A 26,651-nucleotide genomic window follows, 5' to 3' on the forward strand; every position below is an offset into this window, starting at 1 on the left:
CAGGCGATTAGCCTACCCATAATTCCTTTTTTATTTTCTTTCCAGCTTGCAAAAGAATTCTTGCAGGTCCAGGAACCAAAACGAGTCTGGATATTTGATCATCAATCGAGTCAACATCCACAATTACTCCTTCGTTGAATTTAGCGTCGAAAAGTGTTTTGCCGTCTTCGTCTTTGTCCAATACTTCATATTGATTGGCTAGGTAGGCGATTGGCAGCAAAACCTCGTTGTCAGGACATAGCTCCTCATGAATGTCAGTGAGTATGTCTTCGAGGGCATCGCCAAACTCTTCCATGAAATCATCTTCTAGATCGTGAAGCTCTTCCTCAACATCGTCATACTTTGGATTGTTGTAATCCATGTCGTTCAACTTGTTTTTCAACAATGCAATTTCAGTTAAGTCAGCGTTTAATTTTTCTATGTCCATACTTGTAAGTTTTTGATAGGTCAAAAAAAATGAAATATCTTTAATTTAACAATCCACTTGGTGATTATTTACGTAAATTAAGCAAGTTGTTTGCATAGGATATAATCATTAGTGATTAATCTTTCGCACAGTGCAATTTATATGAATTTTATTGAAAATTCTTTGTTTGCAAATCATGCTGTGATGCAAGAGAATTTGAAAATGAACTATTTTTTTTAAAACAATTTATCTAGAAATGGTAGATAACTCAATTATGGATAAAGCCAAATTATGGCTTGAAAGTCCAGTGATGGATGATGATTCTCGTTCCGAGATAAAATCTTTGATGGAAAAAGAAGATTCCACGGAATTGGTGGACGCTTTTTATCAAGACTTGGCTTTTGGAACAGGAGGTTTGAGGGGAATAATGGGAGTGGGATCCAACCGTATGAACAGATATACTGTAGGCAAAGCTACTCAAGGACTGAGCAACTTCTTGAAAAAGACTTATCTGGGACAAAGCATCAAAGTCGCAGTTGCCTATGATTCGAGAAACAACAATAAGTTTTTCGCAGATGTGACCGCTTCGGTTTTAACTTCTAATGGCATAGAGGTTTATTTGTTTGAGGATTTGCGCCCGACTCCAGAGTTGTCGTTTGCCGTAAGGCATTTGGGATGCCAAGGTGGAATAGTAATTACCGCTTCTCATAACCCTAAGGAATACAATGGCTATAAGGTGTATGGAAATGATGGTGCTCAGGTAGTAGCGCCTCATGATCAACAAATCATGGATGAGGTGAATTCGATTAGCTCATTGAGTGAGATCAAATTTGACAAGGATGAAAGCAAAGTTCATATACTAGGAGAGGAGATTGACAGAGCATACTTGGAGCAGGTGAAAACTCTGTCGCTATCGGGAGAGGAAATCGCTAGGCAAAAAGATTTGAAAATCGTTTTTACGCCTATTCATGGCACGGGCATAACATTAGTGCCAAAGGCTTTGGAAGCTGTTGGCTTTGAGAATATACATGTTGTAGAAGAGCAAGCTGAACCGGATGGGAATTTCTCTACGGTACCTTATCCTAATCCTGAGGAAAGAGCTGCAATGAAATTGGGACTGGAAAGAGCGCAAGCTATAGATGCAGATATTTTATTCGCAACTGACCCTGACGCTGATAGAATCGGAGTTGGCCTTAAGAATAATAAAGGCGAATGGGAACTGTTGAATGGCAACCAGACAGCTGCTTTGTTGACTTATTATTTGATCAACAGATGGAAAGAACTTGGCAAATTGACAGGCAAAGAGTACATCGTGTATACGATTGTAACATCCGATATCTTAGGAAAAATAGCAGAAGCTTATGATGTGGAACATAGCACCACTTTGACTGGGTTTAAATTTATCGCTGAAGTTATAAGAGAGCTTGAAGGCAAAAAAACGTTCATAGGTGGAGGCGAGGAAAGTTATGGGTTCTTGGTTGGAGACTTCGTAAGAGACAAAGACGCAGTATCCGCTTGCTTGATGTTTGCTGAAATGACTGCTTACTATAAAGATAAAGGCTTGTCGATATTCGATATGTTGGAAGAAATGTATCGTAAGTTTGGCTTTTATTACGAAGAGTTGGTTTCATTGACAGAAAAAGGCAAAGCTGGCCAAGAAGCGATTCAAAAGAGAATGAAGGATATGAGAGAAAAGCCATTTGAAGTGTTGAATGGCGAGAAAGTGGTTGAGTTTATTGATTATAAATCAGGCGAGTTAAAGAACTTGCAGACTGGTGAAAATCAAAAGCTTGCATACCCTTCATCCAATGTATTGCAATTTATAACTGAAAGTGGAACTAAGGTTTCAGTGAGACCATCCGGAACAGAACCTAAAATTAAGTTTTATTTTAGCGTGAATAGTGAATTCGAGCAATCTTCGAGTTTTGAGGATAAGTTGGATTCATTGAAGGTGAAAATCAAAGACTTAAAGTCAGATATGAATCTCTAAGAATATATTTAGTAGATATAGATGTAGAAAGCTCGCTGTTAATGCGGGCTTTTTCATTTTAATTTAATGTGAATATTGAATATATGGATTGAAAGTTGATGAACTTAAAATTTTTAAATAGACGTATTTAATATGTTGGACATTAACTTGAAGCTTAAAAAAGATCTTGTAGAGAATTTCTCATTAAAATTTAGAAAAGCAAACGTAGAGGATATCCCAACCCTGATTGAAATTCAAAAACGTTATTACAATCCTGACCCTGATAATGATAAAGAAAGACTATCAGGATTTGTATCTGTGGTTTACCAAGCGCAAGAGTGGGAAAGCCTGATCCTTAATGGCGATGTGTTTGTTCTTGAAGATGAGAATGGAATTTGTGCTTATACAGGGGCATTGTCGCCTGATCACCATGCGTCAGTGCCTATTTTTTCGCATTTTAAAGAATTATTAGACGGGCGCAAGTATCGGGAGAAAATGATTGATGAATACGATTATTGTTTTTGGGTGCAAACTTGCGTTATAGATAAATATCGAGGAAAAGGAGTGGTTCAATATATTTATCAAAAAACCAAAGAAGCTATAAATCATAAGTATGAAATTGGCTTAAGCGGGATTGATATAGAAAATATAAGGTCTTTGAATACACATATTGGAAAAATTGGTTTTGTTGCCTTTGATCTGTATGCGGATGATTATTTGAATAAGAAATTATACTTAGTGGCTTATCCATTAAGAAAATAAAAAAAGCCGCAATTTATGCGGCTTTATAAACTTTTTAAAATAGTTGAGTCTTTGAGACTATTTCTTTATTAAGCTTGAATAGTTCTTTATGAAGATCGAATTTAGGACCGTTGTTTTTGCATGATTCATAACTGCCGTCTTCCTTCATTTCGTAGGCGTTGACATTGTCTAATAAGTTGTATGCCAATATAGTTATTACTTCTTGCGTGGCTAATGGATCTACAAATTTGAATAATGACTCCAGCCTTCTATCAAAACTTCTGACCATTACATCTGCGCTACCGCCATATACAATAGGGCTCCCTTCATTATGAAAATAGAAAATTCTAGAATGCTCCAAGTAGTTTCCGACAATTGATCTGACATGTATATTTTCGCTCAATCCTTTTCTTTGTGGTCTTATGCAGCATATTCCTCTGACGATGAGTTTGATGACTACACCCGCTTGCGATGCTTTGTAGAGTTCTTTTATCAGTTCTTTGTCTTGCAAAGAGTTGATCTTGAGTACGATGCCTGAAGGTTTTCCATTCTTGGCATTGTCGCTTTCTTTTTTAATTAGATCTATCAGCTTGTTTCTCATTCCACCAGGAGCGGTGATAAGATTTTCATAGTAATTAGGAGCGGAATGTCCTGTAATTACATTGAAGAATTCTGAGACATCTTTGCCGTAAATCTCATTGGAAGTCAATAACCCTAGGTCGGTGTACAGCTTGGAAGTGTCTTCATTATAGTTTCCGCTTCCCATATGCACATATCTGCTGATTTTATTATTGGCTTCTTTTCTTACTATTAATAATAGCTTTGTGTGCGTTTTGAAGTGGGAGATACCATATATGACAAAGCAACCCGCTTCTTGAAGTCTTTTAGCTTCCTTTAAATTGTTTTCCTCGTCAAATCGAGCTTTTACTTCAAATAATACCGATACGTTTTTCCCATTTTCCACCGCTTTAAGCAGAGCTGATGTAACTCTGGAGTTTTGGGCCAAACGATAAATTGTCATCTTGATGGAAAGGACTTGAGGGTCAGAGGCCGCTTTTTCAAGCATTTCTGTGACAGGGTCAATGCTGTTGTAAGGATGATGAAGGAAAATATCATGCTTTTTGAGCACAGAAAAAATGTCGTTAGTTTTATTTTCAGGCAATGAAAGCGGAGGAACTGGCTTTTTTAGTTTGGGAGACAAGGATCTTAGTTTCGGATATTTGACAATTTGCCAAAGCCTTGTGTAATCCAAAATGTCTTCTTTTCCGACAGTGACAAAGTTGTCTTCGTCAATGGCGAATTTTTCAGTGAGAATTTGTTTTAAGAAGGGATCTATATCCGGTTCTATTTCAACTCTGACAACCCTTCCCGTTTTTCTGGTTTTAAGTTTTGCTTTTAGCTCATCAAGGAAGTTTACGTCTATGTCATCGCTTTCTTCCAATGTGAAATCGCCATTACGGGTGATTCTGAATAAAGAAGCGGAAGATATTTTGATGTTTCTGAAAAATTTACCGATATACTTTCGTATGATTTCTTCGATCGGAACGAAAATAGTCTGATTGCTTCTTTCAACTACATAGAATTTAGGCAAGTTCTTAGGAATCTGAACAAAGTTGACTTTCTCAATATCCTCGACTTTGTCATTGATGGTGACAACGCCAAATATCAATACCTGATTCATTAATATAGGGAAGGTATGATAAGGATCGTAGACCATGGGCGTGATCATCGGAAATATAGTCATCTTAAAGTAATCCTTGATCTCTTCCAACTCACTTTTTTGAAGCTTTGAAAGATCTTTGACAATGTCAAAGTCATTCTTTTTGAACAAAGGCAAAAAATTCTTGAAAAGTTTTGCTTGATCATTATTGAATCGTCTTACTTCTTCAAACAATGTGGTTTTAAAAGTTTGCTCATCTAAGCCGGAGTAGTCAAGCCTCTCTTTCTCGAAATCAAGATAATTGTAAAGACTTCCCACTCGAATCATGAAAAATTCGTCCAAGTTGGATGCCGTAATGGCTAAAAACTTAAGTCTTTCAGTAATTGACCGATCTTTTTGAGCCGCTTGGTCGAGAACTCTATCATTGAATTTCAACCAGCTAAGATCTCTGCTGATCAGATCGCTTTTTTGTATGATATTTTGAATGTTTTCTTGATCTATCATTTCAGGTGTGTTTCGTAAAGGAAAAAATGAGATTGTTGGGCTGATTTTCTATTGATAAAATTAGTGAATATTTTAAAAAAATACAGGCGTTGTCGCTTTGAAAGCAATACTAAAGTGAAAACTTAACATTGCTGAATAAAGTATAAGGTGCATTTTAAGGATTTAAGAATATATTGCTTGAGAACTATTGCCTTTTCTTCGAGTTCATGAGTATAAATACTCAATTAAATAAATTCAAAAGTTATAGTTATGTTGAAGCAATTGGAAAGTAAGAAGGAGAATGTGATAGCATTTGAGTTGTCAGGTAAAGTTGAAATGAGTTTCATAAGGGAATTTATACAATTGGTGAAGCCTAAGCTTGAGGCTGGAGATGGTTTAGTGAATATTTTCATGAAAATAAATAATGCCGATTGGGATAATTTTTTTCATTTAAAATCCTTTGTTATGCATGATTGGCCGCATATAATGAAAGAGTTTAATCAGATTAATTCTGATATGAAAAAATTGAATAAGATTGCTGTTGTTGGAAGTAGTGACTTTGAAAAGCAGTTAGTGCAAGTCGATTCTTTTTTTGGTAAAATTTGGTATAAAGGAATCGAGGAAAAGTATTTTGATGTTTCCGAGGAAGAGGAAGCTTGGAAATTCGTGTCTTAAGATAAAAAAATCCCGCAATTTAGGTTGCGGGATTTAAGAAAGTTAAATATCTAGTTTCGCGTATCGAGCGTGTTTTTCAATAAAGTCTCTTCTAGGAGCAACTTCATCTCCCATCAGCATAGAGAACAAGTGGTCAGCTTCAGCAGCCGACTCAATGGTTACTTGCTTTAAGTTTCTTCTTTCAGGATCCATGGTTGTGCTCCATAATTGCTCAGGATTCATCTCACCAAGACCTTTGTAGCGTTGCAGGTTTACAGACTCTTCTTTTCCGCCAGCTAGTTCTTCAATAGACTTTATTCTGTCATCTTCGGTCCAGCAGTATCTTTCTTGCTTTCCTTTTTTGACCAAATATAGAGGCGGTTGAGCTATGTACAAATAACCATTTTCAATGATATCTCTCATGTAGCGGAAGAATAACGTTAGAATCAATGTTCTAATATGGCTACCATCCACGTCGGCATCGGTCATGATGATGATTTTGTGATAACGAAGCTTTTCTAGATTCAACGCTTTCTCATCATCGTCTTTTCCAAATCTCACACCCAAGGCGGTAATGATGTTTTTGATTTCATCATTATCGTAAATCTTATGTTCTTGAGCCTTTTCGACATTAAGAATTTTACCTTTAAGCGGAAGGATTGCTTGGAAACTTCTTTCACGTCCTTGTTTTGCAGATCCACCTGCAGAGTCACCCTCCACAAGGTATAATTCGCATTTAGTCGGATCATTGTCAGAGCAGTCAGCCAGCTTGCCCGGCAAACTTGTTCCGCTCATCACATTTTTCCTTTGCACCATCTCGCGAGCCTTTCGCGCTGCATAACGAGCTTGTGCGGCAAGGATTACCTTCTGAACGATTTGTTTTGCCGCTTTTGGATTTTCATCCAAGAAGATTTTCAATATATCGCTTACGCAACTTTCTACAGCTCCAACAGCGTCTGAGTTGCCTAATTTTGTCTTTGTCTGACCCTCAAATTGAGGTTCTGCGACTTTTACCGAAATGATCGCAGTCAAGCCTTCTCTGAAATCATCGCCTGAGATATCGACTTTGACTTTGTCAAGCAAGCCGGATTCGTTGGCATAATGCTTAAGCGTTCTCGTCAGTGCTCTTCTAAATCCAGATACGTGCGTTCCTCCTTCGATGGTGTTGATGTTGTTTACATAAGAAACTACATTTTCAGTATATGAAGTATTGTAGCTCAAAGCGACCTGCACAGGAATATTCCCTTTTTCGCCTTCCATGTAAATAGGATCTGGGATTAACTTTTCTCTTGTAGAATCTAGATATTCTACGAATTCGGTAAGTCCTCCTTCTGAGAAAAATAGCTCACCAATAGGTTCGCCGTTTTCATCAAGCTCTCTTTTATCGGTTAATGTTATTTTTATTCCCGCGTTAAGGAAAGCTAATTCTCTTAGTCGACTTGCGACAGTATCGTACTTGTATTCTGTAACAGTGAAAATCTCAGGGTCAGGAAGGAATCTTACAGTTGTTCCCGTTTTGGTTGTATCTCCGATTTTTCTAACGTCGTATTGAGGTTTGCCTCTTTCGTATTCTTGCTCGTAGATTTTACCGTCTTTGCTGTGCACAGTAACGTGAGTGTGGATTGAAAGCGCATTCACACATGATACACCTACACCATGAAGACCACCAGATACTTTGTATGAATCCTTGTCGAATTTACCTCCAGCGTGAAGAACAGTCAAAACGACTTCCAAGGCAGATCTTTTTTCCTTAGGGTGAATGTCGGTAGGAATACCTCTACCATCATCTTCGACAGTTATTGAGTTGTCTTCGTTGATAGTAACGCTAATATTGTTGCAATGGCCTGCCAACGCCTCGTCGATTGAGTTGTCTACCACTTCCCAAATCAGGTGATGCAATCCCTTGATTCCCACATCTCCAATGTACATGGCAGGTCTTTTTCTAACAGCTTCAAGACCTTCTAACACTTGGATATTGCCTGCTGAATAATCCTGAGCTTTGTTTTTTTCTTCACTCATATTTTTTCGAAATCAAAAATTTTAAGTCCTGATTAAGCATTTTTTTGGGATTTTTTTCGCGCTCAGGAACTTTTCAAAAAAGCATCAATAATTTAAATGCCTATAAATTTAATCAATTCTTGCGACAATAATAGTTTTTTACCGTGTTTATTGTCTCAAATATTGAACAAGTTAATTTCCACCATGCAGCAATGATGCCTTATTTTTCTGCTGTGAGACTATCAATTAGCCTGTTTTTGGTCTTTGCAGGTGTTTTTTTTAATTATAAAGGAAACTAAATGGGGCTTCTCATTGTTTTCATATATTTATCGAGATTGTTATAGTTTTTGTTTTGAAAAAAATGTTACTTTGCGTCTTATTCAGATTATTGGATTTATTTTAGAGAGACGCTCACTCAGGGCTAGAAAAAAAGAAATAACTTAATGAATTCAAATATTCCGGCTATAACAGCAGTTTCCGGGTATGTCCCATCATATAAATTGACCAACCAAGAGTTGGAAACTATGGTCGATACAAATGATGAGTGGATAGTTACTCGAACTGGGATTAGAGAGCGTAGGATTCTCAAAGGAGATGGGAAAGGGACTTCAGTGCTAGCCACGGAGTCAGTAAGAGGATTGTTAGAGAAAAGCAATACAAAACCTGAAGAAGTAGATGCGGTGATTTGCGCGACAATGACACCGGATATGGCATTTCCTTCTACAGCGACAATAGTATGTGACAACTTGGGTATAAAGAATGCTTTTAGTTTTGACATGCAAGCAGCTTGTACAGGCTTTGTGTATGCGTTAGAGACAGCTTCAAATTTTATACGGACAGGGAATTATAAGAAAATCGTAGTAGTAGGAGCTGATAAGATGTCTTCTATTGTTAATTATAAGGATAGAAACTCCTGCATACTTTTTGGCGATGGAGCTGGAGCTGTCATGCTAGAGCCAAGTGAAAATGGGTATGGCGTGATGGATACAATTCTCAAAAGCGATGGCATTGGCAAAGAGATGTTATTTATGAAGGCGGGTGGGTCTGCATATCCGTCAACTCATAATACAGTTGAGAATGGCGAGCATTATTTTTATCAGGATGGTAAAAGTGTCTATAAATACGCTGTAAACAATATGAGGGAGGTTTCGGAAGAAATGATGAATAAACATCATTTGACGTCAGAGGATTTGGCTTACTTTGTTCCGCATCAGGCTAATATCAGAATTATTGAAGCTATTGCTAAAAGGTTGAAATTCGACATGGATAAAGTTACAGTCAATATCGACAAGTACGGCAATACCACAGCTGCGACTATTCCTCTTTGTTTGTGGGAATGGGAAAAGAAATTTAAAAAAGGAGATAAGATATTGTTAGCCGCTTTTGGAGGCGGCTTCACATGGGGCTCAACTTATTTGACTTGGGCTTATTAGAATAAAGAAATTGAAGCTGGCTATTTTTAGTCAGCTTTTTTTGTAAGTTGTTTTGATTGTTTCCGTTCTAAACTCATGAGTAGCATTTCAAAAATAACATTATGAAAACATTCTTCTTTTACTTTGTGATCTTTATTGGGCTTGTATCGTGCGGCTCAAATAAAACTTTGAAATCTATGAGCGAGGAAAAAAACGAAAAAAGATCGGTTGAAAAATCTGAGGCTGAATGGAAAGCGCAACTTAATCCAGAAGCTTATCATGTGTTGAGGGAGAAGGGTACAGAAGGGCCTTTTACCGGGCAATATGATTTGTTCTTTGAGGAAGGCCAGTATTTTTGCAAAGGATGCGGAGCTAAATTATTTGATTCCGAGGTAAAGTATAATTCGGGATGCGGATGGCCGGCATTTTTTGACTCTGAAAGCGATGCCATAGAAAGAAAAATAGACAAGTCTCATGGCATGGTAAGAGTTGAGGTCTTATGCAAAAAATGCGGAGGGCATTTAGGTCATGTTTTCAATGATGGGCCTGCTCCCACTGGAGAACGATTTTGTATAAACTCTGCGGCTCTTCAATTTGAGGCTAAAGATGAAGAAAGTCAACAAGGGCAATAGTTCATGCCCTTGCTTGCATAATGATATTATGGAGCTGGATAAGTGAATCTGTCATGCAGCTCTTCTATTTTTTTGAGCGCTTCTTCTGGCAATGTAATGTCTATGCTTTCAATATTTTCTTTAAGCTGCTCCATTGTAGTCGCGCCGATTATGTTGCTGGCAACAAACTCTCTTGAGTTTACAAAGGCTAAAGAAAATTGCGCAGGTGTCAAGTTGAATTCAGAAGCCAAGTTGTTGTAAGCTTGAGCAGCTTCGTTTATATATTCGTTAGTATACCTTTTCATTTTTGGGAATAAGGTAAGTCTGCTGTTTTCTGGCGTTTTTCCATTATCGTATTTGCCTGTTAGCATTCCGAACGCTAGAGGCGAGTAGGCTAAAAGACCTACTTTTTCGCGCATGGAGATTTCAGCCAAACCAACTTCGAAAGTCCTGTTTAAGAAATTATATGGGTTTTGAATACTGACTACCTTTTCAAGGTTGTATGTCTTTGCCAATTCCAAAAATTTCATTAGTCCCCATGGAGTTTCATTTGAAAGCCCGATATGCAGAACTTTGCCTTGCTTGACGAATGATGACAATGTTTGAAGCACTTCGTGAAGTTCATTGCCTACGTCATCTGATTCATGCGTATAGCCTAATTTGCCGAAGAAGTTGGTTTTTCTTTCAGGCCAATGGAGTTGATAAAGGTCTATATAGCCTGTGTGCAATCTTCTTAAGCTTCCATGCAAGGCTTCTTTTAGTTGTTTGGCCGTGTAGCTTGGGCCGCTTCTGATATAATCAAAATATTCGTTGGGACCAGTTGCCTTGGTGGCTAATACGATGTCATCTCTTAAATTTTTGTGCTTTTTTATCCAAGAGCCAATGATTTCTTCTGTTCGTCCTTGTGTTTCTGGTCTGGCAGGGACAGAATACATTTCGGCAGTGTCAATGAAGTTGACTCCTTTGCTTAGAGCGTAATTTATTTGTTGGTGGCCTTCTGCTTCAGAGTTTTGTTCTCCAAAAGTCATTGTTCCTAGGCCTATTTTGGAAATTGATAAATCTGAATTTCCTAAGATTGAATATTTCATGGCGTTAATTTAGTGTTGGCAGCTTTAATTCCCATTTAATAGCTGCTATTCGTATAGCTAATACAATAAGAATGGCTAATATGTACGAGGCGATATTGTTGATCTGGTAAAATTGAGTCAGAATGAGAAGAACCGATCCGCCAATAAGGCAGGCCGTCGCGTAAATTTCTTTTCTGAAAATCAGTGGAATTTCATTGCAAAAAGTGTCTCTGATTATTCCACCCACAACGGCAGACACCATTCCCATGATCAGTGCGTAGGGAGGAGTGATGCCTAAATTTATGCTTTTTTCAATTCCTATTATCGTAAATACTCCTAGGCCAATCGTGTCAAACAAGAAAAGAGTGGCTTTGAGTTTATGAGTCAATGAATTGAATAAGTACGTGAAAATCACTGCTGAGAGTATTACCCATAAATAGGTCTCATCATAAAACCAGTTTACAGGTTGAGTACCAAGAAGAATATCCCTGATTGTTCCGCCGCCTAGGGCTGTTGTGAATCCGATGAATGCGGCGCCGAACAAGTCCATATTTTTGTCTGCCGCCGCTCGCGTACCGCTAATGGCAAAAACAAACGTTCCAATCAGGTCAAGTACGTATAATGAATTCATCGTATGCTATCCATATATGATTGTAAAATGACAGCAGCGCTCACCTTGTCGATATTTCCTTTGTTTTGCCTGTCCTTCTTTTTTGTTCCGGCTTGAATCATCGCGTTAAGAGCGATTTTTGAAGTAAACCTCTCGTCATGGAAATGAATAGGTGGATGGTCAGGAATGAGCTTTTTCAATCTTGTTACAAAGCCTTTTACGGATTGGGTGTTATTGGTGTCTGTATTGTCCAATTTTTTTGGCATGCCTACAATGATAGCTTCTACCTGCTCTTCTTTCAAGTAGTTTTTTATAAAATCAAAGATATCTTTGGAATGAACGACATCCAAAGGAGAAGAAATGATTTGAAGCGGATCGCTGACGGCAACCCCCACACGTTTAGTACCGTAATCAATAGCTAGGAGTCTTCCCATTTGTTTCAAATTAAGTTTTGGGTAAAATTATACAAAAGCCTTGAGAATTTTGGAATTTGAACTTAATAGTTTATTTTTCTGTATAATTTCTTGTTATATGTAAAAAACATTTGTATAACTTTATAAGCTTAACTACGTGGAGTATGTTGAGTAGTTCGAATTGAATTAAAAATAATTTTGTAATCAATAATAAAATTAGAATAGTGGGTAAAAATAACAACTCGAAGTTTCATATCAGGTTGCCTTTGATTTTGGCTATAGGCTTGGTTGCAGGTATTTTGATAGGAGCGAAGATTGGTGGCAATGAGCCTAACAAGCCAAATTTGCAAAGCAGTATTCATAAGTTCGCTAATATCATGAACTATATAAATAAGGCTTATGTCGATACTGTGGATACTGAAGACCTTGTGGAGGTAGCTATTACAAAAATGTTGGAAAAGCTGGATCCTCATTCCGTTTATATTTCACCTAAAGAAGTTGAGTTGAATAAACCGCAGTTGACTGGAGAGTTCTCTGGAATAGGCATTGAGTTTAATGTGCTTCAAGATACTATTTATGTAGTGTCGCCGCTTTCTGGTGGACCATCTGAGAAGTTAGGTATAAGGCCTGCTGATAGAATTGTGGATGTGGATGGCGAGAATGTTGCCGGCATTGGTATTACCACTCGTAGAGTTGTTGAGTTATTGAGAGGAAAAAAAGGATCTACTGTAAAGGTTGGTATCAAGAGAAAAGGGGTGGATGAAACATTGTATTTCAACATTGTAAGAGATAAAATACCTCAGCATTCCGTTGATGCGACTTATATGATTGACGATGAAATCGGTTATGTTAAAATTTCTCGCTTTTCGGCAACTACATATGATGAATTTAAAGAAAGCCTGACTACGCTTCAGGGCGAGGGGATGAAAAAAATGGTTCTGGATTTAAGAGGAAATCCAGGTGGTTATATGGATAAGGCTGTGAAGATAGCGGATGAGTTCTTGTCTGACGGGAAACTGATCGTATATACAAAAGGTAAAGAAAGAAGATATAATAATAGCTTCCATTCAAGAAACAAAGGTAGCTTTGAGCATGGAAGCTTGATTGTGCTTATAGATGAGGGAAGTGCTTCGGCTTCTGAGATTGTGTCAGGAGCTATGCAGGATAATGATAGAGCGCTAGTAGTTGGAAGAAGGTCTTTTGGCAAAGGTTTGGTGCAGATGCCAATTCCATTGAATGATGGCTCTGAATTGAGGTTGACCATCTCGAGATATTATACGCCTTCAGGAAGATCTATTCAAAAGCCATATGGAGAAGAAGTGGACGATTACTATGGCGATAGAGCGAGTAGGTTCGAGCATGGGGAGTTTTTCCATGTGGATAGCATTAAATTGAATGATTCATTGAAATATTCTACTGTTCATGGAAGAACGGTTTATGGCGGAGGTGGTATTATGCCTGATTATTTTGTGCCATTGGATACTACTGGTAATAGCAGTTATTATTTGAAACTTCTTTATAGTGGTTCTGTCGTAGAGTTTATCAATGGATATTATAATAAGAATGAGAAGAAGTTAAAGAAAATGGAGTATGAAACATTTTTGAATAACTTTGAAATCACTGATAAGATGATGGGGCAATTGGTTAAGGTTGGAGAAGACCATGACGTTCCGATGGATGAAAAAGGCCTTGAGAAGTCTGACGACTTGGTCAAGTTGGCTTTGAAAGCTCAGATAGCTAGAAGGCTTTGGGGGTCCAGTGCGTATTATCAAATTATCAATGACGAGAATGAGATATTGCAACAAGCTTTGAAGTTGTTTCCTGAAGCGGATGAGTTGGCTAAGAATTATGAAGAATAATAAATAATTAGATATGATTTGAAAAGCCTCTTCGAAAAGAAGAGGCTTTTTTGTTGTGTAAATTTTGAGGAGCATAAAAAAACAGCAGAAAAAATTCTGCTGTTTTCATTTATACAATATTTAAAATTAATCTTATCTTTCTTCGATCGGAATATAAGGCCTTTCAGGATTCCCTGTATAGATTTGTCTTGGTCTGCCGATTGGTTCTTTATGTTCTCTCATTTCTTTCCATTGAGCTATCCATCCAGGAAGACGTCCAATTGAGAACATTACAGTAAACATCTCAGTTGGTATTCCAATTGCTCTGAATATAATTCCTGAGTAGAAATCCACGTTAGGGAATAATTTTCTTTCTACGAAGTAATCGTCTTTAAGAGCTACTTCTTCAAGTTTTTTGGCGATTTCCAATACTGGATCTTCAATGCCTAGTCTTGATAGAATTTCATCCGCGTTCTTTTTGATGATTCTTGCTCTAGGGTCGAAGTTTTTGTATACTCTATGGCCGAATCCCATTAATCTAAATGGATCGTCTTTGTCTTTCGCTTTTTGAACATATTTGTTAACGTCTCCACCGTCTGCTTTGATAGATTCAAGCATTTGTATTACAGCTTGGTTTGCTCCGCCGTGCAATGGTCCCCAAAGTGCACTTACACCTGAGGCAATCGATGCGTAAAGACTCGCTTGCGACGAACCTACGATTCTTACCGTCGAAGTAGAGCAGTTTTGCTCGTGATCAGCATGAAGAATGAGTAGTTTTTGCAAAGCGTCAACCACTACTGGATCAATTTCGTACTGCTCCGTTGGTACGGAAAACATCATCTTAAGGAAGTTAGGTACATAGTCCAAAGAGTTGTCAGGATAATTATGCGGCAACCCCATTCTTTTTGTGTATGACCAAGAAACAAAAGTAGGAATCTTAGCTAATAATCTCAAAATTGTAAGGTTGACCTTGTTCTTTGATCTATTAGGGTCAAGTGATTCAGGATAGAAAGCAGTTAAAGATGTCGCTAGGGATGATAATACACCCATTGGATGAGCTTTCGAAGGGAATCCGGAAAGAATTGTTTTTATTTCTTCATGAACAAGTTGGTTTTCTTTGATGCCGGCTTTGAAGTTGCTGAATTCTTCTTGTGTCGGAAGTTCTCCATATATAAGCAGGTAGGCAACTTCCAAGTAGCTGGAGTTTTCAGCAAGATCCTCGATCGAATACCCTCTATGCTTTAATATCCCCTTCTCTCCGTCAAGAAATGTAATGTCTGATGTAGTGGATCCAGTATTTTTGAAGCCTTTGTCCAAGGTGATCAAGCCAGACTCAGCTCTTAGTTTGCTGATGTCTATTGCTTTCTCATTCCTTGAGCCCTCTACGATCGGCAGTTTATATTCTTTTCCGTCATAAGATAAATTTGCAAAATCTGACATAAATTTATGATGGTTATAATTTGTATAAAAATAAATAAAGTGGATTTTTATGCTCTTAAATTTTATAGGGTAAGAGCTATGTTAGTTTTTAACGTCTATACTAAATTTTTAGATTCAAATAGTGTACTATTTTGAATGAATAGATTAAATCATTTACAAAATTATTAGTTTTAAAAAATATAATTAAAGTGCAAAAAACACGCTATTGCTTTCACGCGAACATTTTGACTATTGCAAATTGTTCTGATCGCTTGATGAAATTAAAAAAAAGAGTGGATAATTGCTAATATTTAGATCATGATTTTGCAGTGTGCGAATATTTTCTTTTATGTTATATTATTTTGACGTATTGTTTTTTCTTTGAATTTTAATTTTTCTGTGAAAGTTGATGAAAATTTATTAGAAAAGTAATATAAAGTAAATGGAATTCAAATGAGGTTAATGAAAGGAGAATATGAGAAATTTTGAGCGAGGATCAAAATTCAGAAGGCCATGGCTTTATTTTAATGGACATTTGGAGACTATTATGCCAAGTTTTTTTAAAAAAGCGGATGGGATTTTATATGAAGAGGAGAGGGTCGATACTTCGGATGGGGATTTTTTGGTGCTGAAATGGTTGAAAAGAGGTGCTAAGAAACTAGTGGTAGTTACCCATGGGCTTGAAGGTGATGCTGAAAGGTATTATGTTCGTTTTATGGCAAGGCTTTTTTCGGAGAATGGTTACGATGTGTTGGCGTGGAATAATCGAAGCTGTGGAGGGGTAATGAATAATTTGCCTAGAATGTATCATCAAGCCGATACGGAAGATATAAAGACAGTAGTTGAGTATGGAATTGCAAAAGGCTCGTATGAATCTGTGTCTTTGATTGGCTTTAGCATGGGTGGCAATGTGACTTTGAATTACTTGGCCAAGTATGGAAATAATTCACAAAGCAATATTAAATCAGCGGTGGCAATTTCAGTGCCTTGTGAATTGAATGATTGCGTGGCGGCTTTGGATAGAGGGTTGAATGTAATCTATAGCAAGCATTTTTTAAGAAAACTTAAGCGAAAAGTCATATGGAAGTCAAAAGGCTTTCCAAAAGAGATCGATGTTTCGAGAATCGATGAGGTTAAAAGCTTGCATGATTTCGATGACATGTATACAGCTCCGATGTTTGGCTTTAAGGATGCCGTTGATTATTACACTAAGGCTAGTTCATATTATAAGCTTGAAAATGTAAAGGTCCCATTTTTGATATTGAATTCAAAGAATGACCCGATGTTGGATGGCAAGTGTTATCCAACTGATAAAGTCGGAAAAAATCCTTTTATGTATTTGGAAATGCCTGAGTGTGGAGGTCATGTTGGTTATTGTTTGGCAGGTGAGGAGTATAGTTACGCTGATTATAGAGCTTTAGATTTTGTGAATGATTTTTTATAAAGTTGTAATTATTTTTTTACCTTGAAGTAAATAAGAGCAGTATTGATATTTTATTTTTTTTGAATATTAATTTATAAGAGCTCATGATGTTTTACTTCAAAATATGAAGCGTATGGTAGGCGATTACTATGTTAACTCTCAAGGTGTGTTGGCGAGATCATTTGAGTTTGTTCAAGGTGAAAGAGAATTGAAGATTAACGGAATACAAAAAGTTGACTATGGTATGGTTCAGTATGTATTTGTATGGATAGATTAAAAAGAAAAGCAGTATTATTTTTTTGGATATTGTTTGTTGTTTCAGTTAGCTCTTATGCTCAACAACCGGATAGTTTGTTGCTTGACTCATTGAGAGTTGAAGGCAAAGTGTTGGTCAAAACCCTTTCCAGTGACTTGTTTTGGGGAAGAGGGTATGTGAATCGAGGAGATTCGATCGCCGCTGACTATATTTTAAGTGAGTTTGATTCCGCTCGTTTGGATACTGTCTATGCCCACACGTATACACATAATGTAAATGTGTTTCCTGATACAGTGGAACTAGCTATTAATGGCCAGCCTTTGAGAGCTGGGGTTAGTTTTTTGGTAGAGCCTTGGAGTCCTTCTATTAAAGGTGATTTTGAGGTGCAATATATTTCTATACAGGATTTTTTGGATGATTCAGTTTGGGGAGGGAAGATTAGGGACGCTAAGGACAAGGCCATTGTTATTGATAAGAAAGAAATGGAGGGGCTGGACCCTGAGGAGATTAAGAAACTTAAAGATATATTTGATTACTTAAGGTTCCATGAAGACAATCCTGCAAAACTGACAATTTTTTTGACAGATGAGAAATTAACGTGGTCTGTGTCGCAAAAAGTAATGGGTAAACCTACGATTGTCCTAAAGACGAATTTGACAGGTGATAAATTAAAAAAAGTGAGTGTGCATATAAACGCTGAGCTCATACAGAATTATGAAGCTAGAAATATCGTCTCTCAGTTCAACTCTGCAAAAAGCGATTCATTGATAGTTTTTACGGCTCATTATGATCATTTGGGAATGATGGGTTTGGACGCCTTTTTTCCTGGAGCAAATGATAATGCTAGCGGTACCTCGATGTTGATAAGCATGGCTAGGAGGCTAGGAATGATTTCAAGAGATAGTTTGGATTACAGTGTGGCTTTTATTGCTTTTGGAGGTGAGGAATTGGGATTAGTGGGCTCTAAGAACTTTGTGAAAGATTCTGTTCTTGATATTGGCAAAATCAAGTTGTTGGTTAATTTGGATATTGTTGGAACAGGGTCTGAAGGGATTACTATTGTCAATGCGAATAAGAATACTGAGGTTGTGAATTTGATAACTGAATTAAATGATCAGTATGGTTATTTTGACTCAATACAGATGAGAGGAGAAGCTTGCAATAGTGATCATTGTATATTCAATAAAAAAGGGGTGCCTAGTATTTATATCTATACGAGAGGAGGAGTCAAAGCTTATCATGATGTGGATGATAAAGCAGAAACACTTACACTTGACAAGTATTCAGAATTAGTATTGATGTTGATGCAACTTATTGAAATGCCTTAAGTTGTATATGAAAATAAATGAAATGGGTAAGGATAAATTGGTAATGCCGGAACATATTGTTTATGTATGTGTAGGGAGCAAATGCAAAGGGAAATTAAAAACAGCTTTTTTAAAGCCATTCGAATCAGCCTTAAAAAAATCAGAGTACAAAAAAGAAGTTAAAATTATCAAGACGGCTTGTACGGGTAATTGCAAACATGCTCCCGTAGTTTGCTTACAACCAGAAAATAAATGGTATAGCCAGTCTGATGGAAGTACAGTCGAAAAGATTTTTAAGAAGATTAAGAAGAGAAAGGTAAAAGCCGAAAAAGATTGTGAATAAAATAAAAAAACTTGGAGCATGCTCCAAGTTTCTCTAAAATCATCTTCTTTACATGAAGAAGAATCTCATTTAACCAAATAATTATAAATAAGCCTTTAACACTTTGAATATATCAAAAAATGCAACTTTCAGCAAAGTGTTTTTAATATTAAATTATGTTTAATGTTGATTTAAGTTAAATAATGCCTCTTGTTGTTAAAATCGTATCTATTTGTCGCGGTGAAGTAATCTTGAAAATAAATTTTTATAAATAATAATGGAGTCTATTTCGCATAATAATTGAATGGAAAATTGTGTAGTGTGAAATATAAAGACTGAGAAATTGATTTACAATCTGATGAAAAGAGTCTCGCTGACTCTGTTTTTTTTAATAATCTGCAATACTATCGTTTCCGCTCAATCTAATTATTTTAATCAACTTTGGTTTGACTTTGTTCCATACAGAAAATTCAATCATGGTATTTCCGTTTACGGGGACTTGGGCTATAGGTCTGGAGTTGGTAGCAATAGATGGGATAGGGTGTATTTGATGGGAAGTGTAAGGTGGAAGGTTTTGGATATTGTGGAGTTAAGAGGAGGTCCTAGAGTTTATTTTGATTTTTATCCAGAGTTTAATGATGTTTTTGAATTTCGATTGTGGCAGGGAGTAAATGTGAAATGGCCGGAAATTGGTCGAGTAAAGTTTGCGCATTTGGGTAGAGTGGAAGAGCGCTTTTTTTATACATTTAATAGTGATCGACATAGCTTTGCAATGAGGTATAGGTATCGCTTGAGTTTGAGTGTAAGATTGGGAGGTGAGGGTTTGAAGAGATATTTTTATTTGCCGGCAAGTGGTGAGCTATTTTTCAATTCTAAAAATGGTTCCGATGTTTACCATTCCTCAGGAAGGATTATGGCAGGATTAGGCTATGTTTGGAGTGAGAAGATAACTTATCAATTTACGATGACTGCTGAGAGAACAAGAGAATACCGAATCAGAGGTGTTGAATTGGCTGGATTGTATTACCAATTTAAAGTCTCCTATAGGGTGTTGAAATAAAAAAGCTAGCTGAATTACTAGCTAGCTTTGCGTGTCTTTATTAGTCTCTTACTTGGATGATATTGACAGGGCAGGCATCCGCTGCTTTCTTGTTGTCTTCATAGTCTTCATAGGGGGCTTTCAATGTCCAGAAGCCTTTTTTTTCTTTGGCTCCAAGTAGTATGCTTTTCCCATCTTTTTTAGACATTCTCCAATGACTAAAAGCAAGCTCTACACAGTAGTTGCAACCGATGCATTTGTCTCTTTGATGTATAATTGTGATCATGACATTATGCCTCTACGATTTTATAAACCTTGTCAGAAGCCCTGATTATTTCGTCGATTGGCATAGTGAAGTTGTCTCCTTTTTTCACTTCAGTGACAGACTTTCTATCCAAGTGAAGTTCTTCAACAGTGGTTTCAACAACTCCGGTTGTAGGGCCGATGATCATAACTTTATCTCCGACTTTAAGGGAATAGCTTTCCATCTTGAATTCGCCGACTTTGATATTGGAGTAGTAATGAACTCCTTTTCCAATAAAGAGCTTCTTTTGAGTCGCTTTTGAGCCGCTGCTGTCTGTCCATTCGCCCATTTTCTGGCCTAAGTAATATCCTCCCCAGAACTCTCGGTTGAAAACTGTTTTCATTGTTTCCATCCATTGTTCGGCTTTTTCTTTGGAGTAAGTGCCTTCATTGTAAGCATCAATAGCTTCTCTGTAGCATTGAGTGACAGTTTTTACGTAGTCGGCAGCTTTACCTCTACCTTCAAGCTTTAGAACAGTAACACCAGTGTCAAGAAGTTGATCCAAGAAGTCAATAGTACAAAGATCTTTTGGAGACATGATGTACTCATTGTCAATTTCAAACTCTACTTCCGGTTCTTCCAAGTCAATGACTTTGTATTGTCTTCTGCAGTTTTGAACACATGCTCCTCTATTTGCCGATGCATTATGAGAGTGAAGGCTAAGGTAGCATTTGCCAGAAACAGCCATGCATAGAGCTCCATGCGCGAAAACTTCAATTTGAACTAATTCTCCTGAAGGACCAGTGATGTTTTGCCTTTTTACTTCATCGCAAATCTTTTTCATTTGCAAGAGGCTAAGCTCTCTTGACAATACCATTACATCTGCGAAGTGAGAGTAAAATCTAATGGTCTCAACATTAGTTACGTTCAACTGAGTAGAAATATGAACTTCAACTCCTTGAGAATGAGCATATGAAATTACTGCTTGGTCAGAAGCGATAATAGCGGTAATACCAGTTCTTTTAACTTCGTCTACTATGGACTTTACTAATGCAAGGTCATGATCGTATACGATAGTATTAAGCGTAATGTATGTTCTTACATTATGCTTAGAGCAAAGCTCTGCGATTTCTTCCAAGTCGCCAACAGTAAAGTTCATTGTTGCTCTAGCTCTCATATTGAGTTGCTCCACTCCAAAATATACGGAGTCAGCTCCACCTTGGATGGCTGCTGTCAACGACTCAAAATTTCCAGCCGGAGCCATTAGTTCTATCTTATTCTTGCTGTTATCTGCACTCATTCTCAATTTCTGCTTATTTCAATGTCAGGGTAATAACGTCTAATGCTTGCTAAAATTATAATCCTAGTTTGTCCGAAATCTCAAGCATTTTTAGAATCGGTTTTTTAGCTTTCTCAATTTGCTCAGGAGTCAAGCTTATTTCCGGTAATTCGTATTTCAAGCAATTATAAAGCTTCTCCATTGTGTTAAGTTTCATGAATTCGCAGTCATTGCATGCGCATGTTGAGTCATTTGCAGGAGCAGGAATGAATGTCTTTTCAGGAGCGGCTTTTTTCATTTGATGGAGAATTCCGCTTTCAGTGGCAACGATGAATTTTTTTGAATCGCTGGTCTGAGTAGCGTATTTCAATAAAGCTGTAGTCGATCCTACAAAATCAGCCGCCACAAGCAATGGTTTTTCGCATTCTGGATGAGCGATAAATTCCGATCCTGGATTTTCAGCTTTAAGTTCTAGAATTTTCTCCAAAGAATATTGCTCGTGAACTATGCATGCGCCATCCCAAAGCACCATTTCTCGGTTGGAAATATTGTTGATGTAATTACCCAAGTTTTTATCGGGCGCGAAAATGATTTTTTGCTCTTTGGGAAATGAATTAACAATCTGAACAGCATTAGAAGATGTGACAATCACATCTGACAAAGCTTTGATGTCAGCTGTACAGTTGATGTACGATAATACAATATGGTCAGGATGCTCTTCTTTGAATTTTGCGAATTTGTCCGCAGGAGCGGATTCCGCTAAAGAACAGCTTGCTTTAAGGTCCGGTAGAATTACTTTTTTGTTGGGGTTAAGGATTTTAGCCGTTTCTCCCATGAAGTGCACACCAAGGAATACTATCAGGTCAGCATCGGTCTCTTGTGCGGCTCTGGCTAATTGAAGGCTGTCACCTAAGTAATCTGAAATATCTTGCAAATCAGGAGTAATGTAGTAATGCCCTAGAATTACTGCATTCTTCTCTTCTTTTAATTTTTTGATTTCAGCTACAAGATCAAGGTTTTCGTTAACTGGTGTATCGATATAGCCTTTATTTTCTAATTCGGCAGAATAGTTGTCCATGTATCACTATGTAGGTTATTTCAACAAAGTGCAAATTTAATCAATAAGTTTAGAAATTAATAATTTACTAAATCCGAATAGTAAGTAAAGTGAAAATCAGTTTTTGAATTATAGAGAATTCAAATATTTAATGTTGAAAAACATTTGCATTTTCTTTATTGCTCTTGATTCTAATGAGTGATATTTAAGAGTCTCATTTCAAATGATTTGATGCCGTTTTTAGAAACGAGCTTGGTGCAGATTCCGTCAGTGTTGAATGTGTAATAATTCTTGTTTCCATTAGGCAAGATTACTAGATATTCATGATCATTAATTTTTTCAATGGGCAAAAAAACGCCTGATTTTTCCGAATAAACGGATTTCATCTCCTTGGGTGGATGAAAATAAAGTTTTGAAATAGAATAATTGATATCTGATGCTGTTATGCAGTTTTTGTCTTTAAGGTTTGAATATTGATAGCCATTTTTGATTTTTGTTGTAATGCTATTGTCTTTGACTTTCCCATTGATCATATCTTTTACTTCGCTTCGGTCTAAGACATCCTCCAAGTAAACAGCCTCGATCATAAATTCAACATGGTATTTAGAAATTAAATGGAAGCTTATATTTGATAATATGTTATAGTTGGTGTTTTTGCCATCTATTATTTTTTGAGCGGTTACTTCTCCGATTTTATTCCCTTGTTTAAATATTTCAAAATTCAAGGTTTGTCCATGAGTTTGAACAATAATAATGATAGAGAATAATATGATTAGGGAGAGTTTGTTCATAGACTGATTATGCAATAAGGTTTTAAAGTGATGAGAGCATTTTGAAAATGCACTCAGATAAATTAACGCTTTTGTCAATTTTTTGATTTGTAATTAACAATTAAATTCAGGTTGTCGCTTAATAATCAGCTAAATATTGTGTTTTGCGTTAATTTTTTATATTTTTAGTATAATTGGTGTGTCTTAATTGACTTGGATTTAAAATTTTTCGGACGATAACTTAATGATATGAAGAAAATAATCTACTTTCTTATAACAGTATTGACAGCTACAGCAGTATTGCCAGCTTGCTCTTCAAGACCAAAGCATCCTGCGGCAAAAAAGAAGAAAAAGAATTATCAGACGGAATGGCTGGATTTGCCTCATGCTAGAAAGCAGAAAAAATTGAAAGATAAATCGATAAAAAAATCATTCAATAAAAAAGATTAAAGCCGGAAATTATCCGGCTTTTTTATTTTTATCTGTATGCTTTGAATTTATTAATCAGATTGTTGGTCGAAGCGTCATGGCTTGTAACGTTGTTGTCTCCAGATAATTCAGGTAGAATATTCGAAGCCAATTGTTTGCCTAGTTCAACACCCCACTGGTCAAAGCTGAAAATATTCCAAATTACGCCTTGAGCGAAAATTTTATGCTCATACATGGCGATTAAGGCTCCTAAAGATTTTGGAGTAACTTTTTTGACAAGTATTGAGTTGCTTGGTTTGTTTCCTTCAAAGACTTTGAAAGGAACGATTTTATCGAGATTTTCTTGGCTCAGGTTTTTTGATTTTAACTCTTCAGTAACTTCTTCCTTGGTCTTTCCTTTCATCAAAGCTTCAGTTTGAGCAAAGAAATTAGCTAAAAGCTTTTCATGGTGATCACTAATCGGGTTGTGACTAATAGCCGGAGCTATAAAGTCGCATGGGATTAGTTTAGTTCCTTGATGTATAAGTTGATAGAATGCGTGTTGACCATTAGTTCCCGGCTCTCCCCAGATGATTGGACCAGTTTGGTAGTTTACTTTTTCACCTTTTCTATCAATGTATTTGCCATTGCTCTCCATATCGCCTTGTTGGAAGTAAGCAGGGAATCTATGCAAATATTGGTCATAAGGCAACATAGCCATGGATTCGGCTTTGAAGAAATTATTATACCAAATACCTATTAGAGCTAATATTACAGGCGCGTTGTCCTCAAAATCAGAGTTTTGAAAATGATTATCCATTTCAAAAGCGCCTTCTAAAAGATCTTCAAAGTTGTCATATCCAATATTCAAAGCGATCGAAAGGCCAATCGCTGACCATAATGAGTAGCGTCCTCCAACCCAATCCCAAAAGACGAACATGTTTTCTTCAGCTATTCCAAACTCAACAACTGCTGATGAATTAGTGCTTAAGGCAGCGAAATGCTTAGCGATATGGCCTTCTTCTTTTGCGCTTTCTAAAAACCACTTTCTTGCCGAGTGGGCATTGGTCATGGTTTCTTGAGTGGTAAACGTTTTAGAAGCAATTAGGAATAAGGTTGTTTCAGGGTTGATAGCTTTGAGTGTTTCGCTGATATCAGTTCCGTCAACATTGGATACAAAGTGAGATGTAATGCCTTCAACTTTATAAGGCTTTAGGGCTTCTGTCACCATATAAGGACCTAAATCAGATCCGCCAATGCCAATATTGACGATGTCAGTGATTTTTTTCCCTGTGTAGCCTTTCCATTCTCCAGAGTGAACTTGTTGGCAAAATGACTTCATCTGATCAAGAACTTTGCGAATTTCAGGCATCATATCTTCTTCATCCACAATCACCTTCTTGTCCGAACGGTTTCTTAGCGCTGTGTGTAGCACAGCTCTGTTTTCTGTTTGATTAATCGCCGCTCCTTCAAACATCGCTTTGATGGCATCGGAAAGTCCTGATTCATTAGCAAGTTTTATCAAACTATCGAATATGTCGCTATCTATGATGTTTTTAGAATAGTCGATATAAATGTTTTCAAGTTCGATTTTGAATTTGTCAGCTCTCGAAGGGTCATTTTCGAAAAGCTGTTTCATATGAACATTTTTAATTTGATCAAACTGAGATTCTAGCTCTCTCCAAGCTTGAGTTTGTGTAGGATCAATTTGGTTTAGCATCAATTTTTTGGTTTATTTTGATAAAAAAACGGAGTCAACTATAGTAATTTAGTTGTTCTAAAAATGTGCCTAGGTTTGGCATCAGGTGTGCAATATACAATAGTTTGCATAAATGAGTTTACAATTAAGACAAATTAACACAGCTGCGAGAAGCAATCGTATGCATTGATATTTATGAAAAACGAAGCATTGTTAAAATCTCTAGAAAAAAGAGTTTATTTAGGTGATCTCCCTGGGAAATTTGCTCATCAAAAAATGTTGCCAAGAGTTGAAGAAATTGAGAGGTTTTCTTTGGATGACTTGAATGGGTATCGAGATAGCGCTGTTATGATTTTATTTTATAGGCTTAAATCAGGCTGGTGTATTCCATTGATCAAACGAAATGTTTATAATGGACATCACTCCAATGAGATAAGCTTGCCCGGAGGTAAAGTTGATATGGTTGATATGACTCTTGAAAATACTGCTGTAAGGGAAACGTATGAAGAAATAGGCATAAGAAATGATTCTTACTCTTTAGTAGGCAGCATTACTCCAGTGAAGGTTTTGGTTAGCAAGTTTATAATACACCCATTTGTAGCTGTGGCTAAATCAGAATTGAATTTTGATTTGGATGATAAAGAAGTGCAAAAAATATTGCTAGGCAATTGCGATGATATGCTAAGTCAAATGAAGAAGGGGGGAAGTAGAACTATTATTACAAGGTCCGGAGATTTTGATGTGCCTGTGATAGATGTGGAAGGAGAAAGTGTATGGGGTGCCACAGCGATGATTTTGGCTGAGGCACTTGAGTTGTTTCATGATTCTTATCTTAATCGTTGATAAGGTTTAAGGTGTGACATGCTGCTAATGCGGCTGTTTCAGTCCTTAGTCTGCTTTTGCCAAGCCCAACAGGTTTGAAATTTAAGGCGAACGCGTTTTTGATTTCTTCAGGGGAAAAATCACCTTCAGGGCCAATGAGGATGCAGATTTTTTTGTTAGGTATCGCGACATCTTTTAGTTGATGGTTATTTTCAAGATCGACATAAGCAATTAGTTTTTGATAAGAATCGTCCAACTGTGGTAAGAAATCACCGTAGTTTGTTAGATCGTTGATTATTGGTTTGTGCCATTGTTGGGATTGCTTCATCGCGCTAATAGCGATTTTTTCTATGCGTTCAAGCTTTATGGATTTTCTTTCAGAATGCGAGGTCTTTAAAAATGAGATTTCTTGAATGCCAAATTCAACAGATTTTTCTACAAACCATTCGATTCTGTCAATATTTTTGGTAGGAGCTACAGCTATATGAATATAATGATTTGGTTTGTCGAAACGCTCTGTGTTTACAATATCCAGTTTGCATTTTTTAGGATTTGCTTCAATTATTTTACATTCGAAAAGAGATCCTTTGCCATCGCATAAATGGATTGTGTCGCCTATGCTCTTTCTTAAGACTCTAATGCAATGTTTTGATTCACTTTCTGAAAGTGTTACTTGATTACTATTGATTTCCGATAAATAAAAAACAGTCACTTGATAAAGGATTAAGTATTTTCTTTCTCAAA

26 protein-coding genes are annotated in these 26,651 nt (G+C 36.9%); 13 read left to right on the forward strand and 13 right to left on the reverse strand.

What is annotated here, in order from left to right; all coding sequences use genetic code 11:
- Positions 1–7: 7 nt before the first annotated feature.
- Positions 8–427 (reverse strand): hypothetical protein, encoded by a 420-nt coding sequence (locus tag AABK36_RS07725; protein WP_309939254.1) that lies wholly within the window; start codon positions 425–427, stop codon positions 8–10.
- A 235-nt stretch (positions 428–662) separates the two neighbouring features.
- Between AABK36_RS07725 and AABK36_RS07730 the strand changes: the two genes are divergently transcribed.
- A complete protein-coding gene (locus tag AABK36_RS07730; RefSeq protein WP_309939255.1) occupies positions 663–2,396 on the forward strand; it encodes a phospho-sugar mutase in 1,734 nt (577 codons plus the stop codon).
- Between the two features lie 132 nt (positions 2,397–2,528).
- Positions 2,529–3,137, forward strand: coding sequence for a GNAT family N-acetyltransferase (locus tag AABK36_RS07735; protein WP_309939256.1), 609 nt, complete (start codon positions 2,529–2,531; stop codon positions 3,135–3,137).
- A 34-nt stretch (positions 3,138–3,171) separates the two neighbouring features.
- Here the strand turns inward: AABK36_RS07735 and ppk1 are convergent, their stop codons facing one another.
- A complete protein-coding gene (gene ppk1, locus AABK36_RS07740; RefSeq protein ID WP_309939257.1) occupies positions 3,172–5,280 on the reverse strand; it encodes a polyphosphate kinase 1 in 2,109 nt (702 codons plus the stop codon).
- Positions 5,281–5,529: 249 nt separating this feature from the next.
- Here ppk1 and AABK36_RS07745 point away from each other — a divergent pair, with 249 nt between their 5' ends.
- Positions 5,530–5,934 carry a SpoIIAA family protein gene (locus AABK36_RS07745; RefSeq protein WP_309939258.1) on the forward strand — a complete coding sequence of 135 codons (405 nt, stop codon included), beginning with the start codon at positions 5,530–5,532 and terminating at the stop codon, positions 5,932–5,934.
- Positions 5,935–5,976: 42 nt separating this feature from the next.
- On the opposite strand, the gene gyrB is transcribed toward AABK36_RS07745, so the two are convergent.
- Positions 5,977–7,932, reverse strand: a complete 1,956-nt coding sequence (gyrB, locus tag AABK36_RS07750) for a DNA topoisomerase (ATP-hydrolyzing) subunit B (RefSeq protein ID WP_309939259.1) — start codon at positions 7,930–7,932, stop codon at positions 5,977–5,979.
- A gap of 422 nt (positions 7,933–8,354) precedes the next feature.
- On the opposite strand from gyrB, the gene AABK36_RS07755 reads away from it, so the two are divergent.
- Both AABK36_RS07755 and msrB read left to right on the forward strand, forming a co-directional pair.
- Positions 8,355–9,344, forward strand: a complete 990-nt coding sequence (locus tag AABK36_RS07755) for a beta-ketoacyl-ACP synthase III (protein WP_309939260.1) — start codon at positions 8,355–8,357, stop codon at positions 9,342–9,344.
- Positions 9,345–9,520: 176 nt separating this feature from the next.
- Positions 9,521–9,955, forward strand: coding sequence for a peptide-methionine (R)-S-oxide reductase MsrB (gene msrB, locus AABK36_RS07760; protein WP_309939261.1), 435 nt, complete (start codon positions 9,521–9,523; stop codon positions 9,953–9,955).
- Positions 9,956–9,981: 26 nt separating this feature from the next.
- Here the strand turns inward: msrB and AABK36_RS07765 are convergent, their stop codons facing one another.
- Genes AABK36_RS07765 through ruvX form a run of 3 tightly spaced genes read right to left on the reverse strand, consistent with a single transcriptional unit; the run spans position 9,982 to position 12,045 of the window.
- Positions 9,982–11,022, reverse strand: a complete 1,041-nt coding sequence (locus tag AABK36_RS07765) for an NADP(H)-dependent aldo-keto reductase (RefSeq protein WP_309939262.1) — start codon at positions 11,020–11,022, stop codon at positions 9,982–9,984.
- Between the two features lie 4 nt (positions 11,023–11,026).
- Positions 11,027–11,632, reverse strand: coding sequence for a trimeric intracellular cation channel family protein (locus AABK36_RS07770; protein WP_309939263.1), 606 nt, complete (start codon positions 11,630–11,632; stop codon positions 11,027–11,029).
- On the reverse strand, positions 11,629–12,045 hold the full coding sequence (ruvX, locus tag AABK36_RS07775) for a Holliday junction resolvase RuvX (protein ID WP_309939264.1): 417 nt from the start codon (positions 12,043–12,045) through the stop codon (positions 11,629–11,631). Before ruvX ends, AABK36_RS07770 begins: the two co-directional genes overlap by 4 nt.
- A gap of 203 nt (positions 12,046–12,248) precedes the next feature.
- Here ruvX and AABK36_RS07780 point away from each other — a divergent pair, with 203 nt between their 5' ends.
- Complete coding sequence (locus AABK36_RS07780; RefSeq protein ID WP_309939266.1) at positions 12,249–13,883, forward strand: S41 family peptidase; 1,635 nt, start codon at positions 12,249–12,251, stop codon at positions 13,881–13,883.
- 132 nt (positions 13,884–14,015) lie between these two features.
- On the opposite strand, the gene AABK36_RS07785 is transcribed toward AABK36_RS07780, so the two are convergent.
- Entirely contained in the window at positions 14,016–15,302 is a 1,287-nt protein-coding gene (locus AABK36_RS07785) for a citrate synthase (RefSeq protein WP_309939267.1), read from the reverse strand.
- 454 nt (positions 15,303–15,756) lie between these two features.
- Between AABK36_RS07785 and AABK36_RS07790 the strand changes: the two genes are divergently transcribed.
- The 5 genes from AABK36_RS07790 to AABK36_RS07810 all read left to right on the forward strand — a co-directional run bounded on the left by AABK36_RS07790 (position 15,757) and on the right by AABK36_RS07810 (position 19,649).
- Positions 15,757–16,725: a YheT family hydrolase gene (locus AABK36_RS07790; RefSeq protein WP_309939268.1), complete on the forward strand. Its 969-nt coding sequence runs from the start codon at positions 15,757–15,759 to the stop codon at positions 16,723–16,725.
- Positions 16,726–16,828: 103 nt separating this feature from the next.
- Entirely contained in the window at positions 16,829–16,981 is a 153-nt protein-coding gene (locus AABK36_RS07795) for a hypothetical protein (RefSeq protein WP_309939269.1), read from the forward strand.
- Positions 16,969–18,288 (forward strand): M28 family metallopeptidase, encoded by a 1,320-nt coding sequence (locus AABK36_RS07800; protein ID WP_309939270.1) that lies wholly within the window; start codon positions 16,969–16,971, stop codon positions 18,286–18,288. Before AABK36_RS07795 ends, AABK36_RS07800 begins: the two co-directional genes overlap by 13 nt.
- Before the next feature lie 22 nt (positions 18,289–18,310).
- The gene (locus AABK36_RS07805) at positions 18,311–18,610 is read left to right on the forward strand and encodes an NAD(P)H-dependent oxidoreductase subunit E (RefSeq protein WP_309939271.1); all 300 of its coding nucleotides are present in this window, start codon (positions 18,311–18,313) and stop codon (positions 18,608–18,610) included.
- A 337-nt stretch (positions 18,611–18,947) separates the two neighbouring features.
- Positions 18,948–19,649, forward strand: a complete 702-nt coding sequence (locus AABK36_RS07810; RefSeq protein ID WP_309939273.1) for a DUF2490 domain-containing protein — start codon at positions 18,948–18,950, stop codon at positions 19,647–19,649.
- Positions 19,650–19,689: 40 nt separating this feature from the next.
- Here AABK36_RS07810 and AABK36_RS07815 read toward each other — a convergent pair whose 3' ends face one another.
- The 4 genes from AABK36_RS07815 to AABK36_RS07830 form a co-directional block, all read right to left on the reverse strand.
- Entirely contained in the window at positions 19,690–19,914 is a 225-nt protein-coding gene (locus tag AABK36_RS07815; protein ID WP_309939274.1) for a ferredoxin, read from the reverse strand.
- A gap of 4 nt (positions 19,915–19,918) precedes the next feature.
- Positions 19,919–21,172 (reverse strand): peptidase U32 family protein, encoded by a 1,254-nt coding sequence (locus AABK36_RS07820; RefSeq protein WP_309939275.1) that lies wholly within the window; start codon positions 21,170–21,172, stop codon positions 19,919–19,921.
- 55 nt (positions 21,173–21,227) lie between these two features.
- Positions 21,228–22,229 (reverse strand): quinolinate synthase NadA, encoded by a 1,002-nt coding sequence (nadA, locus tag AABK36_RS07825; RefSeq protein WP_309939277.1) that lies wholly within the window; start codon positions 22,227–22,229, stop codon positions 21,228–21,230.
- A gap of 170 nt (positions 22,230–22,399) precedes the next feature.
- Positions 22,400–22,999, reverse strand: a complete 600-nt coding sequence (locus tag AABK36_RS07830; RefSeq protein WP_309939278.1) for a DUF6134 family protein — start codon at positions 22,997–22,999, stop codon at positions 22,400–22,402.
- A gap of 228 nt (positions 23,000–23,227) precedes the next feature.
- On the opposite strand from AABK36_RS07830, the gene AABK36_RS07835 reads away from it, so the two are divergent.
- Entirely contained in the window at positions 23,228–23,428 is a 201-nt protein-coding gene (locus AABK36_RS07835; RefSeq protein ID WP_309939279.1) for a hypothetical protein, read from the forward strand.
- 28 nt (positions 23,429–23,456) lie between these two features.
- Here AABK36_RS07835 and pgi read toward each other — a convergent pair whose 3' ends face one another.
- Positions 23,457–25,106: a glucose-6-phosphate isomerase gene (gene pgi, locus AABK36_RS07840; RefSeq protein WP_309939280.1), complete on the reverse strand. Its 1,650-nt coding sequence runs from the start codon at positions 25,104–25,106 to the stop codon at positions 23,457–23,459.
- 174 nt (positions 25,107–25,280) lie between these two features.
- Between pgi and AABK36_RS07845 the strand changes: the two genes are divergently transcribed.
- Positions 25,281–25,928 (forward strand): NUDIX hydrolase, encoded by a 648-nt coding sequence (locus tag AABK36_RS07845; RefSeq protein WP_309939281.1) that lies wholly within the window; start codon positions 25,281–25,283, stop codon positions 25,926–25,928.
- Here the strand turns inward: AABK36_RS07845 and AABK36_RS07850 are convergent.
- On the reverse strand, positions 25,918–26,619 hold the full coding sequence (locus tag AABK36_RS07850; RefSeq protein ID WP_309939282.1) for a 16S rRNA (uracil(1498)-N(3))-methyltransferase: 702 nt from the start codon (positions 26,617–26,619) through the stop codon (positions 25,918–25,920). The two genes, AABK36_RS07845 and AABK36_RS07850, sit on opposite strands and share 11 nt — an antisense overlap.
- Positions 26,620–26,651 lie beyond the last annotated feature (32 nt).

The organism is Aureibacter tunicatorum (assembly GCF_036492635.1).
Lineage (GTDB): Bacteria > Bacteroidota > Bacteroidia > Cytophagales > Cyclobacteriaceae > Aureibacter > Aureibacter tunicatorum.